Source organism: Paenibacillus monticola (assembly GCF_009664975.1).
Taxonomy (GTDB): domain Bacteria; phylum Bacillota; class Bacilli; order Paenibacillales; family Paenibacillaceae; genus Paenibacillus_AQ; species Paenibacillus_AQ monticola.
The window spans coordinates 155,174-171,635 of sequence record NZ_WJXB01000002.1; the positions used below are offsets into that span (position 1 = coordinate 155,174).

Here is a 16,462-nt window from a genome sequence, read left to right on the forward strand (position 1 = left end):
CAGCTGTTATTTGGAAACATCGGCCCCAAAATATTTTTCGGAAATTTTCAGATAGGTTCCATCGCTTTTCATTTCAGTTATTGCATCACTAACGGCTTTGACTAACTCGTCATTCCCCTTAAGGAAGGTAGCTGCACTTTGTGAACCATCAGCAATTTCATCTACCACTTTAATCTTTACATCCGGCTTCTGTTTCTTGAGATCCAGAAACGACAAACCGTCATTTACTGTCGCATCAATACGACCTGACGTCAGCAGATCAATTGCCTGATTGAATCCATCTGTAGCTACGATTTCAGCACCGTTCTCACGTGCAATCTCGGATAGGTTACTGGTCAGAGATTGACCGGCTTTTTTACCTTTCAGATCAGCAAAGGCTTTGATGTCTTCGTTGTCAGCACTAACGATCAGCACCGCTTTGGATACGATATATGGATCAGAGAAGTCATATTTCACTTTACGTTCATCTGTAATAGAGACTTCATTAAAAATAACATCGAACCGTTTGGCATCCAGGCCTGCAAAAATACCATCCCACTGCGTTTCGAAGAATTCCGGTTCAACGCCTAGACGTTTAGACACTTCTTGCGCTATCTCAACATCAAAGCCAGTTAGCTTACCATCGGTATCATGGAAAGTGAATGGAGCATAAGTTCCCTCTGTAGCAATCCGTAGTTTCCCGCTGGCTTTAATAACATCCAGACTATTCTGCTCTGCTGGTGCCGCTGTTGCAGCGGCTCCCTCGGTTGCTGCTGCGGAAGGTTCGGCCGCTGTATTGTTGTTTGAATTATTGCCGCAAGCCGCTACAAGTACCACTGTCAGCGCCAATAGAATGATCAAGCTAAGTTTTTTCATTACGTAAATCCCCTCTCATAACATTCTCTGTATTTCCCGGGTTATTTACCCGCAAGTTGAATAGTACACTGTCATGTCATTATCGTCAATGATTTTTTCCGATTAATATCATCGGATTAATGTTATTGCCGACTGTTTCTGATTCGGACACAAAAATATCCCCGCGGTCTATTAAAGGCGCGAGGATATTTAAGCAATACTATTTGTTCAATAATGCGACTCTACAAAACATGTTAACCGTGCATAACTTCAGGAATGACCTGTTTCTCTGAGTCGCCTTCCTCACTCTTATGGCCTCTGCGCAAGAGAAGACCCAGTACTGCACCACCGATCGCTACGAACATCATGATGTGGAAGGTATCGTCGAAGCCTTTGGCCAGCACAACCTGTGCCGCTTGTTTCACAGACTCAGGGGATGCACTGCCGGTGGCAGCACCAGAAGCAGCAGCAGCCTCTTTCATTTCAATCCCGCGCGCCGTAGCTCTGGAGGTAAGAATGGTCACCAGTGTGGAAACCGCCAAGGAATTGATGACTTGCTGCATCGAATTGGTCAGTGAAGTCACCCGATTAACGAGATGACGAGGCGCTTTATTCAACAGATGTGTATTCATCGGCATCATCATCATACCCATACCTGCTCCACACATGATCAGGGGCAGAATAATATCACGGCTCTGCGTAGTTAAATCTACATGGGAGTACTGATAAAGAGCCCCTGAGACCAAACTCAGTCCGCAGACGACCAACCAGCGCACCCCAATCTTATCAAACAAGATGCCGGCAATCGGCATCATGATCCCGGAAGCAATCGCTTGAGGCAGCAAGGTCAATCCTGTATCAAATGCACCAAACCCGCGCGCCTGCTGCAGAAATTGCGGAAGCAGGAACAAGGCGCCATATAATCCAAACTGGGCAATCCACTGCACCAGTATACCTGTGCTGAAATCTATCGAGCGGAGTACACGCAGCTCCAAGAGCGGTGTCCGTGACCGCAGCTCCACTATAACAAAAGCGATTAAAGCAATAATACCTACAGTTAAGCCAATAAGTGTCTTGTCGGAGGTCCAGCCCTGTGCGCCTTGGCTCACAGCATAAGACAATGAGGCAAAGGCCAATGGCCCCAGAACCATTCCATACTTATCCACACCAGGTACCTGTCCTCTTTCAACCTTTGGCAGTTTTCTATAGCCTATTAGCAAACAAATGATGCCGATTGGAATATTGATCAGAAAAATCCAACGCCATGAATGGTACTCCACCAGCCATCCTGATAACACTGGGCCGATTGCCGGTGCAAATAACACCGGAATGCCCATAATTCCCATTACAACGCCAACCTTACTCCGAGGTGCCAGTTTGTAGACGTAAGCCATACCCACCGGAAGCACACAGCCTCCACCCAGACCTTGAATAATCCGGAACACAATCAGCCACTCCGCACTGCTCGGTGTAGAGCAGAGAATGGAGCCCAATGTAAAAAGAACAACTGCGCTCAGAAATACGGTCTTAGCACCGAAACGGTCTGACAGCCATCCGGAAAGCGGAATTACTGAGGCCTGCGCCAGCATATAGCCCGTTACGATCCATTGCAAGGTATGTAGATCCGTATTGAAGTCCTTGACCAGTGTTGATAAAGCTACATTCATCGCTGTACTATCTAGTACAACCATAAACACACCGGCAATAATGGCCAGCAGCGGAACTAAAATACTTGATAACCGAAAATCCGCGTCCGACTTCAACGTTTGCTCCATTCTCTTTACTCCTCCTGTTGTCCCAGCGGTGAGTATGTTGACCTCTTCGCGGGTTTGTCTATATAATGAGTTCAACGGACAACTGTCCGCTGCCGTTTTTATTAGTTTACGGACAATTGTCCGCTGTGTCAATTAAATATTCCTTCTTTTCTGCAACTATATGATGTGTTTCTGAAAGGAGTCCATGATGACAAAGATAAACGGAGATGCGAATTCACCTCCCAAACAAGTAATTCATTCTCAAGAGGCTGCTAAAGATCCTTACGTAGAGCGGATTTTGGATGCGGCTCGCCAATTGTTTATAGAGAACGGTCTGGAAGCCGTCAGCATGCATAGAATCGCCAAGAAAGCTGGGATTGGGCAAGCTTCCTTATACCGCCGTTTCACTGACATAGGCGAGATTTGCTCGGTACTCCTGCGAGATAATTCCGAACGTTTTTTGAATGAACTGGAGCATGAGGTACAGTTGACTCCAGTTAAGCTTCCCGCTTTTGAACGTCTGCAGAGCAGCATCGAGCGGGTGGTAGATTTCCTAGAGCAGCATGCGGAACTACTTAACCTCATCAAAACTGAATTCACTGGCAAAAAACAGCTTACTCAGTTCGAGCATCCTTTTTTCCAAAGACTAAATATGATTCTCTTTCAACTGCTGCAGCAGGTTACCGCAGAAACTGAGAACATCCTGATAGATCCCCAATTTGTTGCAACAGCACTGGTTTCTGTGCTCAGTCCGGATCTCTATTTGTTCCAGAAAAAGGTTCACGGCCGCTCTAAAGAACAAATCACAAAGGGAATCATCACCCTGTTCGTCACTGGGCTTCGTAATCCCTGATATATTGCCTCGGTTCTTTACATCTTGCGAAGATATGGTATATTAGTTAACAAATTGAACCATTTTCATTAAACCAATATTGACCTATTAATTTCACTAGGGGAGTCTTTCGACTGAGACGGAGCTATGATGCTCTGGACCCTTGGAACCTGATCTGGATCATACCAGCGGAGGGAAGTGGAACGAAACCTTCATGTGATGCATTCGTAAGTTTATGCAGACAGAACTTTCGGCCCATTCATTTCCTCTTTGGAAATGAATGGGCCTTATTTGTTTAAGCATATGCTTCACAAAACTAAGCCTATGCTTTCGAAGTAGTTTTATTGCGATGGTTCTCAAGAGGTAATGCTTCATAAAACTTTTAGGAGGTTTGCTCATTACGGAAACACTTACGATTCGAGGCTTGGCCTACTCCTATGCCCATTCTCCACTGTCCTCAGTATTCTCGGATTTATCTATGCATATCCATCAGGGAGAGTTCATCTCTGTAGTAGGGGCCAGTGGATGTGGAAAAAGCACACTATTCAAGATCATTGCCGGTCTATTGGAACCCACTTGTGGAGAAATTGACTTTCACAGTGAAGTTTCTTACGCTACCCGCTTGGGCCAAATCGCCTACATGCCTCAGCAGGATCTTTTGTTGCCTTGGCGGACGGTAATGGACAACTGTCTACTGCCCTGGGGGGTGAAGCGGAACCAGAGCAAAAAAGAGAGTATCACTCAGATTCGCGGGATGCTGCAACGTTTGGGTCTCGCGGAACTTGAAAATGCCTATCCTCAGGAGCTGTCAGGCGGCATGAAACAACGGGTTGCTTTTCTCAGAACACTTGTTGCCGGAGGGGATCTGATGCTGTTGGACGAGCCCTTTGGCGCACTTGATGCCATGACTAAACGAGAAATGCATAAATGGCTGCTGGAGCTGTGGAGTGAGGTGGATAAGACCGTGCTGTTCATTACACATGATCTTGAGGAAGCTCTGCTGCTCAGTGACCGCATCTATCTGATGTCAGGTGGCAGAGCGGGCGGGATTCAAGAATTCATTGTCGATTTGCCGAGACCTAGACATTACAAGTTGAACTATGAGCCGCGGTTTATTACCCTGCGGGAGGATTTGGAGCGAAAACTGTATGAGAACCACTCCCATTAACAAGCTGCTGTCAGACTATGGCCCCTTTGTCTTGCTTGTCCTGCTGATTCTGACCCTCTGGGAGTTGGTTGTGCGGCTGAACTTCATTCCGTCTTTCATACTTCCTGCACCAACAGCGATCTGGATGGCCCTGCTCAAGCACCGAAAACTTTTGTTCGGGCAGCATCTGCTGGCAACACTTCAAGAGGTATTACTGGGCTTCATATTGTCGGTAACCTGCGGCACTCTGCTGGGCATCGGAATGCATATGTTCCGCCCGCTTCAAAAGGCCCTTTATCCCTTTCTGATCATCAGTCAGACGATTCCGTTAATTGCCCTCTCACCTATTTTTATCATGTGGTTCGGCTATACGCTATGGAGTAAGGTTGCTGTCGTATTCCTGACCGCCTTTTTCCCGATTGTCGTCGCTACCTATGACGGTCTGCATAAAAGTGACCGAGCTTACGAAGAGCTGTTGTTAACAATGGGCGCCTCTCGCTGGCAAGTACTCAGAACCCTCGGGCTTCCGCTGGCGCTGCCCTCCTTCTTCTCCGGTCTAAAGCTGTCCATCGTCTATTGCGTTATCGGCGCTACGATTGGAGAATGGCTTGGCGGCAGTAAAGGACTTGGATATTACAGCCGCCGGATGGCAGGGAGTATGCAGAGTGATGAGATGTTTGCCGCTGTATTCCTACTATCAGCACTTGGAATTGTATTGTTTCTAGGTATCGCCCTGCTTGAAAAGATTACTTTTAAGAAAAGAGGCTCTTATCGATGATTCCTGCCCGCAAATTAAAGAAAACGTTAATTCCCGTAATTTCCCTCTATCTCGTTCTGCTCTTGAGCAGCTGCGGAAATAATGAAAGACCAGAACCAGCAACAGCCAATTCTCTCCCAAGTGAATCTACTCAACTTCATAAGCTGACATTGATGCTCGACTGGTATCCCAATGCGGTCCATTCCTTTTTGTACGCAGCCGTGCAAAATGGATATTTTGCCGAGGAAGGGTTAGATGTTGAAATCAAAATGCCTGCCGATAGCAATGATGCGTTGAAGCTCGTTGCCGCGAACCAAATTGATCTCGCCTTCAGCTACCAGCCTCAAGTGCTTATGGCCCGCGCTGAGAACATCCCTGTAAAATCTATTGCGGCCATCGTTAGGCATCCTCTGAATCATCTCATGGTTCCAGCCGACAGCGGAATTAGCAGTCCCAAAGATTTAGCCGGAAAGAATATTGGCTATTCCTCTATCCCGCTATACGAAGCAATGGTTCGCACGATGATCAAAAGCGATGGTGGTGATCCTCAGGCCAGCAACTTGATCGATGTAGGCTTTGACCTGATTCCCGCTATCTCCACAGGCCAGGTAGATGGAATTATGGGTGGTTTTATCAACCACGAACAGCTGATTCTGGAAAAAGAAGGCCATCCTGTCACCTCTATGAACCCCACGGATTACGGTGTTCCCGATTATTACGAACTTGTGCTTGTGGCCAGTGAGCAAGGCTTGCAGAATTCTGAGGCCTACTTCACCAAATTCATGAAGGCGATCACGAAGGGTCAGCAGTTCGTTCAGGAGCATCCGGAGCAAGCACTCGCTCAACTGTTGGAGCATGAAGATGCAACTTCACCCCTCGACAAAACCATCGAGCAGACAAGCCTGCAGATTCTATTGCCGCTGATGGATGCAGGAGAAGAGCCCTTTGGATATCAGGACCCGGCATCTTGGGAAAAGGTACATCAGTGGCTGAGTGAGAATGGATTGCTGTCCTCTGAGATCAAGACAGAGGATGCATTCATTAATCTTAAGTAACATGCAAACTACTTTTAGGAGGAATTAGTATGAGTTATCTAACCAAAGTACGCGAGCAAAACCCTTTGATCCACAATATCACTAATATCGTCGTGACCAATTTTACGGCCAACGGTTTGTTGGCCCTAGGAGTATCTCCTTTTATGGCTGATGCCCATGAAGAAGTCGCCGATGTCGCCAAAATGTCTGCTGCCGTTATTCTTAATATCGGAACCTTGAACGAGCACGTCATTCGATCTATGATTCTGGCGGGTAAATCCGCTAATGCGCATGGGGTACCTGTAGTCCTTGACCCTGTAGGTGCTGGCGCAACAGCTTACCGGACGGAGATTACGCACAAGTTAATTGGTGAAATGCAGATTACGGCGCTGCGGGGCAATGTCGCTGAGGTTGCCCATGTTGCCGGTGAGCAATGGTCGATTAAAGGTGTCGATGCCGGGGCAGGCGAAGGCGATGTAGTTGCTCTGGCGCAAAAAGCCGCGCGCAAGCTCGGCTGTATCGTGATCATTACCGGTAAGGAGGATGTCATTACGGATGGAGAAGTTACCTTCATCGCCAGCAACGGACACCCTATTCTCACAAAAGTAACCGGCACTGGCTGCTTGCTCAGCTCGGTCGTGGGTGCGTTTCTGGCTGTTGCTGGACAATCCACGTTGGAAGCGTCGGCAGAAGCTATTTCCTTCTATGGTGTGGCCGCAGAGATTGCCGCGGAGTCTACCGCACAGCAGGGTCCAGGAAGCTTCCAGATCGAGTTCCTGAATCAATTGGCGCTCGTTACACCTGAGATATTCCTAGAGAAATCTCGTCTACAGAAGCTATAGATGAAGGAGACCCCATCATGAATGTGTATAAAGCCTTAACCATCGCCGGCTCGGATAGCGGTGGCGGTGCAGGGATTCAAGCCGATCTCAAAACCTTTCAGGAGCAGGGCGTATACGGCATGTCAGCGATAACAGCTGTAACTGCCCAGAACACGCTTGGTGTACAAGGCGTTTATCCGCTCGGGCCTGATGCTATCGCTCAGCAATTGGATTCCATCGGCGTAGATCTTGAACCGGATGCCGTGAAGACCGGTATGTTGTTCAGCAGCGAAATTATCCGCATTGTAGCCGATAAGGTTCAGCAATATGGCTGGCGCAAGCTCGTCATTGATCCGGTTATGGTTGCCAAGGGCGGCTCTGCGTTATTGCAGGAGGAGGCCGTGCAGTCGTTGATTACATACCTAATCCCTCTGGCATTAGTAACAACTCCCAATATTCCTGAAGCCGAAATTCTTACAGGCCGGAAGATTACCAGCCTGCAGGACCGTGAAGCAGCGGCTCAAATCATCCTGGAAATGGGCTCAAGATACGTAGTCCTAAAGGGCGGGCATGACGCTGGTACCGAGGGCGCAGTAGACCTTTTGTACGATGGGCAGGAGTTCATCTATATGGAGAGCAAGCGGATTGAGACCCGACATACGCATGGTACCGGCTGTACTTACTCGGCGGTAGTAACCGCTGAGCTCGCTAAAGGAGCAGCCGTGCCGGTGGCGATTCATACGGCCAAAGCCTTCATTCAGGCCGCCATTGAAGAAGGTCTGGGGATCGGCGGTGGACATGGGCCAACGAACCATTTTGCCTACCAAAACAGATTGCGGGGTGATCGTTATGGAGCGCATTAACAGTGATGCCCTGCGCAGGTTGCTGAAGGTATACTTCATAATGGGCAGCATCAATTGCCGTAAATCCCCAGAAGAGGTTCTAAGCGAAGCCATCGCCGGCGGCATTACAATGTTCCAATTTCGTGAAAAAGGACCGGGTGCGCTCACAGGCAATGCCCGATTGGAGTTAGCCCAAAATCTCCAGCAGATTTGCCGTGACCTCGGTGTACCCTTCATCGTTAACGACGACATTGAACTGGCAATCGCTCTGGATGCGGACGGCATTCATGTAGGGCAGAACGATGAACCTGCCAAGGCGATCCGGCAGCGGATTGGAATTCAGAAGATCATTGGTGTATCTGCCCATTCATTATACGAAGCACGCCAGGCAATCACGGACGGTGCAGATTACCTGGGAATTGGTCCGATTTATCCCACCTCCTCCAAGGACGATGCGGAAGCCGTTCAAGGCACTTTTGTAATTGAAAGAGTGCGGAATAGCCGCATTGCCATTCCTCTGGTTGGCATTGGCGGGATTACCGTACATAATGCCCTACCTGTCATTAATGCTGGGGCGGATGGAGTATCAATCATTTCCGCCGTTGCAGGTGCCGAAGATGTGCGCGCAGCTGCACAGAGCTTTGTGAAAGTCGTTCAAGGGTAACGATCACACAGCAAAAGCGTAGAAACCGGAAAGCGGCTTCTACGCTTTTTGTGTGGACTCATTCAAGATCAGCCTGATACCTTATGAAACAATATTTACAAATCGGAGCTACAGAGTTATATTTAGTTTACAACGCAAACAGTTTACAAGTATAACTATCAAAGGATGGAATAATCAATGGTCGATAAGCAACAAACCCTAGAGGTCTATAATTCTTTTTTTGCTGTGGCCCGTCAGCTTAAGAAGCTGGCTCACCAAAGCGCTGCTAACCTTGGGCTGACTGTACATCAAATTGGAATCTTAAATTCAATTCGCACCGACCCCGGTTTAACACAAAAAGAAGTGACCGAACGTCTCATATTCGCCAAAAGTAGAGTCAGCCTCCATATTGATGCTCTAGTCGAAAAAGGTCTGGCTACCCGGGAGATATCCGAACTGGACCGCAGAGAAACAAAGTTATACTTAACGTCGGACGGAGACAAATTATGTCTGCGCTATAACGAGGAGGCCTATTCGCACAAAGTGTTAGAGATAGCTCTGCAGCGTTTCTCTAAGGAAGAACTGGATTCCCTTATAGCGATGCACAAACAAATATTGGCTCAATTATAAATAGATACTAGGGGGTGATCATGTATGGCAAAAGGTGCTGGAGGTCCAGGCAATAACATGGGAATGGGTTTCGGGCGTATGAAATTCGATGAAGATGAACTAAAAGGGCAAAAACCGAATATTTCCAAAACCATGCTGATCCGTATATCCTCCTATTTTAAACCTTATTGGAAGCAGACGCTGCTCGTAATGGTTATTTTATCCATATCCTCTTTTCTGGGTATTTTACCCCCCCTATTGATACAACGAATCATCGACCGCGCCCTTCCGAATAAGGATTTCCATCTGCTCCTACTGCTTGTGCTTGCCTCCCTTGGTACTACAGTGGTTTCAGGGTTGATAGGCGTATTGCAGACTTATTTAAATTCGTATATCTCGCAGAATATCGTCTATGATATGAAAAATCAAATGTACCAACATTTGCAACAGATGCCGCTGCAATTTTACTCGTCAGTCAAGCAGGGTGAAGTCATTACGAGAATGACTAGCGACATTTCAGGAATTCAAGGTGTTTTTAGCAGCACGGTTGTTAATTTCGCCAGTAATCTATTTATACTCGTCACTACCGGGGTAACGCTATTTATAATGAATTGGAAGCTGGCTCTGCTGGGGATCATTGTTGTTCCCTTATTCATTCTCCCTACTCGCAAAATGGGTAACGTACGCTGGAAACTGGCTAAACAGACACAGGAGAAGGTCTCCGAGCAAAACCAGATCATTCAAGAAACGCTAAGCATCAGCGGTTATATGTTAATGAAGCTGTTTACTAAGGAAGCGCAAGAATTCAAAGGTTTCCGAACGATCAATGCGGAATCAACACGTCTGCAAATTAGAGAATCCATGGCTGGCCGCTGGTTTATGATGACGTTAACGACCTTTACCAGCATCGGGCCAATGCTTATTTATTTATATGGCGGCTATCTGTTTATTCAAGGCGATCTCACGGTTGGGTCGATTATCGCTTTTGTAGCGCTGCTGGGCAGACTTTATGGCCCTGTTGGGCAAATGACCAATCTGTATGTAGATATTCGCAGATCCATAGCTCTCTTTGAACGTATTTTTGACTATTTTGATATGGAACCCCTAATTGTAGATCAACCACAGGCCGTCGCTATGAACACAATTGGTAAAGACATCACCTTTGAGCAAGTCAGCTTTGCCTACCAGAAGGATAAGCCTGCCTTAAGTAACATTACCTTCACTGCTGCGGCGGGCACGATGACTGCTCTGGTCGGACCTAGCGGGGCCGGTAAAACTACGATCACTCATTTAATTCCACGCATGTACGAAATAGAGGCTGGACAAATCCGCATTGGCGGCATTGATATTCGCAATTATACGCTCGAATCACTGCGGTCACAGATTGGACTGGTGACACAGGATACTTATCTGTTTAATGGAACCATTAAAGAAAATCTATTATATGCGAGAAGCGAAGCAACCGATCAAGACATTATCGAAGCTTGTAAAGCCGCTTATATCCATGATTTTATTGTGGAATTACCAGAGGGGTACGACACGATAGTAGGGAATCGGGGCATCAAGCTATCCGGTGGTGAGAAGCAAAGAATCTCCATCGCTCGTGTACTGTTGAAGAATCCGGCGATCATCATTATGGATGAAGCCACTTCATCGCTTGATACGATTTCCGAATTCTATATTCAACAAGCGATGTATCAACTATTGCAGAACAAGACAAGCATTGTCATCGCCCACCGGCTCTCCACCATTATGGCTGCAGATAAGATTCTTGTTGTCCAGCATGGAGCTATCGCTGAGGAAGGCAGCCACGAACAGCTATTGGAGAAGCGTGGTGTATATAAAGATCTGTATGACAAACAGTTTGAGCGTAAAGTATTCGCCTAAGAGCTAAACCAGCTGTGTGAGCAGGAGGTTTAGCTCTTCCTCACTCAGATTTCTCCAGCTTCCTCTTTCCAGCCCGTTTAAGGTAATATTCATAATTCTAATCCGTTCCAACTGCAGCACTCGGTAGCCCAGTGCCTTGCACATTCTGCGTATTTGCAGGTTAAGCCCTTGGGTCAGAATTATTCCGAATACACATTCACTAATCAGGTATAGCTCACAAGGCTTGGTTCTGACCTCAAGGATGTCTACACCAGCGGACATTGCCTGCAGAAATCCCACCGTAACCGGCTTGTCTACCGTGACCACATACTCCTTCTCATGGCCGTTCTCTGAACGCATCATTTTATTGACGATTGCTCCATCATTCGTTAATAAAATGAGACCCTCAGACGTTTTGTCCAATCTGCCGATGGCAAAGATTCGTGAAGGATAATTCACAAAGTCTATAATATTACCAGCCACGTGCCTGGCTGCTGTACAAGTAATGCCTACTGGCTTATTAAGCGCAAGATAAACAGTCTCACCTTTTTGTGCGGGAATGGCTTCGCCATCAATCCTAACGTCATCCCCCAGCGCAACTTCAGCACCCGCTTCACAAACCACGCCGTCTACAGTAATCCTTCCAGCGGCAATTAACCGGTCGGTTTCTCTCCTGGAGCAATATCCCGTTTCACTTATGTATTTATTAATCCTCATTCTGTACCTCCCTGCCTTATTAAAAAACACCTGATTTCAGCTTACAAATCAGATGTTTACCATCAGGAATATCTATGAAATTAAGGCTAGCTTATTTGCTGCCTCCATCTGTATTCCCGCTTTTACCTTTTGCGGTGTCTTTTTTAATGGGATAGCCCGCGGCTGTAAGACCTTTTACTGGCTTTGCTGTTTTGTTCCAGCGTGTCCAGCCTTTACTGCCAGTCCCTCTACCCGTGCCGCCACCCTTGCTTTTTGCCATATTATCCACTCCGTTACGTATTCAATATTCGTATGTGTATATACACTTATCCTATCTTACCATACAATCATGTTTTCTGTTTGCGCAAGGGTTGAGCTTTTTTCATCCAGCCTTCCGTATGAGCATAGGCTTTATCGTTAATCAGCTGTTTATATACCGAGACATATCCTTCTTGATCTACTGTTTGGTTGGCCCATTCATAGTAGATTGGAAAGCGATTTATACATTCAGTCATTCGATCCAAGAGTAAATAAGCAGAAAGCAAAGAATCCAAAGAATTTTCATTAGGTGTATCTTTGAAACGCTGCTCTCTTAAGCTAAGTTCATTCTCCCAGTATTGTTGAGTCTGCAGGAGATTAGGCACATATTGCTCTTTCTTCCACTCATACACCGACACTTCTGCTGGTCCCAAAGGCATTTCTCCTAAAAAGGGATAACTTATTAGTTCCAGACTCCCGTCGTGATCAATATCTTCAAATTCCACTGCAACATTATCGTTGACGGTAACTCGCAATATGTTATCGATCTCCTCAATAACTAGGGTAGCCAATTCAGGACGATTATCCGCCAACTCAAATTTAAACGTCGGTTTGGAATTTTGCACAAGGGCTTGCACCCATAGCCCCTTTTCTTTAGTACTATTGAAACCCCCTTGAATCCTTAGTCCAGCTTTCTTACTATCAAAGACTACCCTCTGATTCTTCGTAATCACGAATTGTGTATAATAAAATTCCCCAGTGTTCCAATAATATACTTCATATGTATTTGTAAACAATGCAACTCTATCTTTATGTACAAAACCAGGGTACTTCGCTTCTAATTCTGAGGATATCACGTCTGGGCTGGCAATAACACTATCTTGTATACTCGCATGGACAGGAGCATGGTTGCTAAATAGGTATTCTGTTGAGACTGAATTGCCCGAAATTAAAAAAAGGGTGATAAATAGGTTCACTATTTTCATTGTGCTTGCAACCTCAATCATGTTTATTTGTTGAAGCTCATCGGAGTTGAGTTCCATATAAATTCTATTATATCATATTATTACATTAAAATAACCAGCCCTATAACGTGTTTGAAGGAACTCGTTACATATACGAATATAATGGAGGAGTTGCTATTAATTTGTCTTTTTATTATAAATAAGTAACAAACCCGGCAAAGTTCACTTCGATCTTTGCCGGGTTTGTTATTAGCGACAGCCTTATCAGCCTACGCAGCACGCTATTTATTTAGGTTGGATATAACCCTCAGCTTTTAGGAGCTCAGCAATCAGCACTGCGCCTCCTGCAGCACCACGCAGTGTATTGTGGGAGAGGCTCACGAATTTGAAGTCATATAGAGTATCTTCACGCAGTCTGCCTGCGGAAATACCCATGCCCTTCTCAATATCCCGGTCCAGTCTTGTCTGAGGACGATTCTCCTCTTCAAAATAGGTGATGAACTGTTTAGGTGCACTTGGCAGACCCAGCTCTTGCGGGCGTCCTTTGAAGGTCTTCCAGAGGTTTAATATTTCTTCTTTGGATGGTTTCTTCTCAAAAGAAACAAATACAGCTGCCAGATGGCCATCAGCCACAGGCACACGAATACATTGCGAAGTAATGATTGGCAGCTTGCTCTTTACGATGGCTCCATCCTTAATGCTGCCCCAAATACGCAAAGGCTCTTGCTCGCTCTTCTCCTCTTCCCCACCGATATAAGGAATCACATTATCAAGCATCTCTGGCCAGTCAGCAAAAGTCTTGCCCGCACCGGAAATCGCTTGATAGGTTGTGACAACAACCTTAGTTGGTTTGTAGTCATAAAGAGCATGTAGCGTAGGCATATAGCTCTGAATGGAGCAATTGGGTTTCACAGCGATAAAGCCGGTGGAAGTACCCAAACGTTTTCTTTGCTGTGCGATGACCTCTAGATGCTCTGGATTTATCTCCGGAATGACCATAGGAACATCCGGAGTCCAACGATGTGCCGAGTTATTCGAGATTACTGGAGTCCCAGTGCGAGCATATGCTTCCTCAAGTGCTTTGATCTCATCCTTTTTCATATCAACAGCACAAAAAATAAAATCAACCTCTGCAGCTACCTCTTCAACCTTGGAGGCATCCTGCACCTTAATTTTCTTGACGCTCTCGGGCATAGCTGAAGCTAGCTTCCATCTGCCTGATACTGCTTCTTCATACGTTTTCCCTGCTGAACTGGGACTGGCTGCAATCGCAACTACCTCAAACCAGGGATGATTCTCAAGAAGCTCGATAAAACGCTGCCCCACCATACCTGTACCGCCTACTATACCTACTTTATGCTTGCTTGACATCAACAATTACACTTCCTTTTAGGTAACAGTCCTATTCTTACGATAGGCCGATAATTTATGATATACGACACTCAAGCTATTTGCGTGTGCCGTCCTGCAAAATAATATTATGAATATAACACAATCAAGTAGAAACGGCTACGCCATCCTTAAATGGACGATATCCGTAATGATGGAAAGATAATATTTATTTAAACCAGCCTTTTTCCTTAAATCGGGTAATGGCTTCGATGCGGTTGCCTACACCAAGCTTATCGAGGATTACGGAGATGTAGTTGCGGACAGTACCCGTGGTGATATAAAGCTGGCTGGCAATTTCTTTCGTATTTTTGCCGTCAGCGATCAGCCCCAGCACTTCCTTCTCCCGCTGGGTCAATGGGTTCACTTCACCACTATAGGCTTCATCCATTAGCTCTGGCGCATACATGCGTTTGCCAGCCATCACACTGCGAATCGATTGCGCCAGTTCTTCACTAGGGCTGTCTTTAAGCAGATAGGCATGAACTCCCGCCTTAACCGCACGTTCAAAATAACCAGCACGGGCAAAGGTGGTCAGAATCATCGTCCTGCAGCCGGAGTTCTTCAGCGCTTCTGCCGCTTCCAGACCACTCATGGCCGGCATCTCAATATCCATAATGCAAATATCCGGTTTATGGAGCTGGACCAGCAGTACGGCTTCCTCCCCATTGCTTGCCTTGCCCACTACCTTCATATCCTCTTCCAAATCTAGCAGCGAGGCAAGCGCCCCGAGCAGCATTCGCTGATCCTCAGCAATTACAATCTTAATCATTAACCCTTCGCCTCCTGTTCCGGTTGCTGAAAGGCGTTCGGCACCTTAATGACAATCGTCGTCCCCTCAGCTCTTACAATATCCATGCAGCCATTCACAAATTCAAGCCGTTCTCTCATCCCTTGCAGCCCATGGCCTTTAAAATAAAGATTAGTCCCAGGTATTCCATTCCCGTTATCCTTTACCTTAATGACTAGATCTGTACGGGAGGGCTCAATGATAACCCAGCAGGCAGTGGCCCCACTATGCTTCACTACATTCGTTACGGCTTCCTTGATGCTCATGCTGAGTACATTTTCCGTAATCAACGAAGTATTCGTCAGTTTAGGGTTGCCTTCCAGCAGGAAATCAATTTCGGCCGCCTTCAAGAGCTGCTGGACGCGCATCAGCTCATCCTCCAGCCGAATGCCCCGCATCTGTGTGACCATCTCACGCACTTCCTTTAAGGCACTTCTCGCCGTCTGGCGTACATCGTTAATCTCGTTGATCGCTTGCGCCGGATTTTTACTGATCAGTTTGCCGGCCAAGTCACTTTTGAGCCCGATCAGGGAGAGCTTCTGACCTAGTGTATCATGCAGATCGCGCGCGATCCGCTGGCGTTCCTCCAGCTTGACCAACTCGGAAATACGCTTATTGGCATCCTCCAATTGAACCTGCAGCTTATCGTGATTGTTGCGGTTATAGGTTGTGATCGGAAGCAGAATAACCGCGATCATACTGACCAGGACAAAGGGCAGCTGGCTGATAAACACCTGATTTCGGGATAACAATTCATAGTTAATTGTAACAATAGTTGTCAGCAGATGGATCGAATACAACGTGAAGAACCCGACCCGCTTCTGGATATTCCCGATAAAAAAGGCTAAAAAAAGTGCGAAATATACATAGCCGAACAGCAGTGTCATCGTGATCGAAACCACAATTTGAACACTTGTCCAGAAATAGACCAGCCAGCCTTTGGAGACGAATGAAAGCACATAACATACAAAAAACACAACAATCATTATGATCCCGTAAACCACCTGATAGGGGGATGAAGAACGAAAGATAAAGTAAAAAGGCAGAATGTAAAATACAACCCATACATAGGGGCTGAGGCCTGTGCTTTTATGAAAAATATGATGCCACTTCTGCATGTCCGCCATCCTTTTTGCCAATGATATTTACTTTTATTTTAGCACAAAGAGGAAGAATAGAGCACGAATATGATCTTCGGCTTTATCCTTCCCCTCAATTGATCCTA

The 16,462-nt window shown here is 46.3% G+C and carries 17 protein-coding genes and 1 riboswitch; of the genes, 9 read left to right on the forward strand and 8 right to left on the reverse strand.

Going from position 1 to position 16,462, the window contains the following annotated elements:
- Positions 1-6 precede the first annotated feature (6 nt).
- Both GJB61_RS05165 and GJB61_RS05170 read right to left on the reverse strand, forming a co-directional pair.
- The gene (locus tag GJB61_RS05165; protein ID WP_154117416.1) at positions 7-855 is read right to left on the reverse strand and encodes an amino acid ABC transporter substrate-binding protein; all 849 of its coding nucleotides are present in this window, start codon (positions 853-855) and stop codon (positions 7-9) included.
- Between the two features lie 233 nt (positions 856-1,088).
- Entirely contained in the window at positions 1,089-2,609 is a 1,521-nt protein-coding gene (locus tag GJB61_RS05170; protein ID WP_154117417.1) for a DHA2 family efflux MFS transporter permease subunit, read from the reverse strand.
- A 184-nt stretch (positions 2,610-2,793) separates the two neighbouring features.
- Here GJB61_RS05170 and GJB61_RS05175 point away from each other — a divergent pair, with 184 nt between their 5' ends.
- The 9 genes from GJB61_RS05175 (at position 2,794) to GJB61_RS05215 (ending at position 11,160) form a co-directional block, all read left to right on the forward strand.
- Complete coding sequence (locus GJB61_RS05175) at positions 2,794-3,441, forward strand: TetR/AcrR family transcriptional regulator (protein WP_154117418.1); 648 nt, start codon at positions 2,794-2,796, stop codon at positions 3,439-3,441.
- Between the two features lie 88 nt (positions 3,442-3,529).
- A riboswitch (TPP riboswitch) is annotated at positions 3,530-3,634 on the forward strand.
- Between the two features lie 177 nt (positions 3,635-3,811).
- Complete coding sequence (locus GJB61_RS05180) at positions 3,812-4,588, forward strand: ABC transporter ATP-binding protein (protein WP_229521488.1); 777 nt, start codon at positions 3,812-3,814, stop codon at positions 4,586-4,588.
- Positions 4,569-5,345 carry an ABC transporter permease gene (locus GJB61_RS05185; RefSeq protein ID WP_154117419.1) on the forward strand — a complete coding sequence of 259 codons (777 nt, stop codon included), beginning with the start codon at positions 4,569-4,571 and terminating at the stop codon, positions 5,343-5,345. Before GJB61_RS05180 ends, GJB61_RS05185 begins: the two co-directional genes overlap by 20 nt.
- Positions 5,342-6,379, forward strand: a complete 1,038-nt coding sequence (locus GJB61_RS05190) for an ABC transporter substrate-binding protein (protein WP_154117420.1) — start codon at positions 5,342-5,344, stop codon at positions 6,377-6,379. The genes GJB61_RS05185 and GJB61_RS05190 overlap by 4 nt, the downstream gene beginning before the upstream one ends.
- Positions 6,380-6,408: 29 nt before the next feature.
- Positions 6,409-7,200: a hydroxyethylthiazole kinase gene (thiM, locus tag GJB61_RS05195; RefSeq protein WP_154117421.1), complete on the forward strand. Its 792-nt coding sequence runs from the start codon at positions 6,409-6,411 to the stop codon at positions 7,198-7,200.
- A gap of 17 nt (positions 7,201-7,217) precedes the next feature.
- Positions 7,218-8,042: a bifunctional hydroxymethylpyrimidine kinase/phosphomethylpyrimidine kinase gene (gene thiD / locus GJB61_RS05200; RefSeq protein WP_154117422.1), complete on the forward strand. Its 825-nt coding sequence runs from the start codon at positions 7,218-7,220 to the stop codon at positions 8,040-8,042.
- A complete protein-coding gene (thiE, locus tag GJB61_RS05205) occupies positions 8,029-8,685 on the forward strand; it encodes a thiamine phosphate synthase (RefSeq protein ID WP_154117423.1) in 657 nt (218 codons plus the stop codon). Before thiD ends, thiE begins: the two co-directional genes overlap by 14 nt.
- 177 nt (positions 8,686-8,862) lie before the next feature.
- Complete coding sequence (locus tag GJB61_RS05210; protein WP_154117424.1) at positions 8,863-9,294, forward strand: MarR family winged helix-turn-helix transcriptional regulator; 432 nt, start codon at positions 8,863-8,865, stop codon at positions 9,292-9,294.
- A gap of 24 nt (positions 9,295-9,318) precedes the next feature.
- Positions 9,319-11,160: an ABC transporter ATP-binding protein gene (locus GJB61_RS05215; protein WP_229521489.1), complete on the forward strand. Its 1,842-nt coding sequence runs from the start codon at positions 9,319-9,321 to the stop codon at positions 11,158-11,160.
- Between the two features lie 3 nt (positions 11,161-11,163).
- Here GJB61_RS05215 and GJB61_RS05220 read toward each other — a convergent pair whose 3' ends face one another.
- The 6 genes from GJB61_RS05220 to GJB61_RS05245 all read right to left on the reverse strand — a co-directional run bounded on the left by GJB61_RS05220 (position 11,164) and on the right by GJB61_RS05245 (position 16,355).
- A complete protein-coding gene (locus GJB61_RS05220) occupies positions 11,164-11,856 on the reverse strand; it encodes a pseudouridine synthase (protein WP_154117425.1) in 693 nt (230 codons plus the stop codon).
- Positions 11,857-11,947: 91 nt separating this feature from the next.
- Positions 11,948-12,115 carry a DUF3934 family protein gene (locus GJB61_RS05225; protein ID WP_154117426.1) on the reverse strand — a complete coding sequence of 56 codons (168 nt, stop codon included), beginning with the start codon at positions 12,113-12,115 and terminating at the stop codon, positions 11,948-11,950.
- A 67-nt stretch (positions 12,116-12,182) separates the two neighbouring features.
- On the reverse strand, positions 12,183-13,079 hold the full coding sequence (locus GJB61_RS05230) for a hypothetical protein (protein ID WP_154117427.1): 897 nt from the start codon (positions 13,077-13,079) through the stop codon (positions 12,183-12,185).
- 264 nt (positions 13,080-13,343) lie between these two features.
- Complete coding sequence (gene asd / locus GJB61_RS05235; protein WP_154117428.1) at positions 13,344-14,429, reverse strand: aspartate-semialdehyde dehydrogenase; 1,086 nt, start codon at positions 14,427-14,429, stop codon at positions 13,344-13,346.
- 187 nt (positions 14,430-14,616) lie between these two features.
- Positions 14,617-15,219, reverse strand: a complete 603-nt coding sequence (locus GJB61_RS05240; protein WP_154117429.1) for a response regulator transcription factor — start codon at positions 15,217-15,219, stop codon at positions 14,617-14,619.
- Positions 15,219-16,355 carry a sensor histidine kinase gene (locus GJB61_RS05245; RefSeq protein ID WP_154117430.1) on the reverse strand — a complete coding sequence of 379 codons (1,137 nt, stop codon included), beginning with the start codon at positions 16,353-16,355 and terminating at the stop codon, positions 15,219-15,221. The genes GJB61_RS05240 and GJB61_RS05245 overlap by 1 nt, the downstream gene beginning before the upstream one ends.
- Positions 16,356-16,462 lie beyond the last annotated feature (107 nt).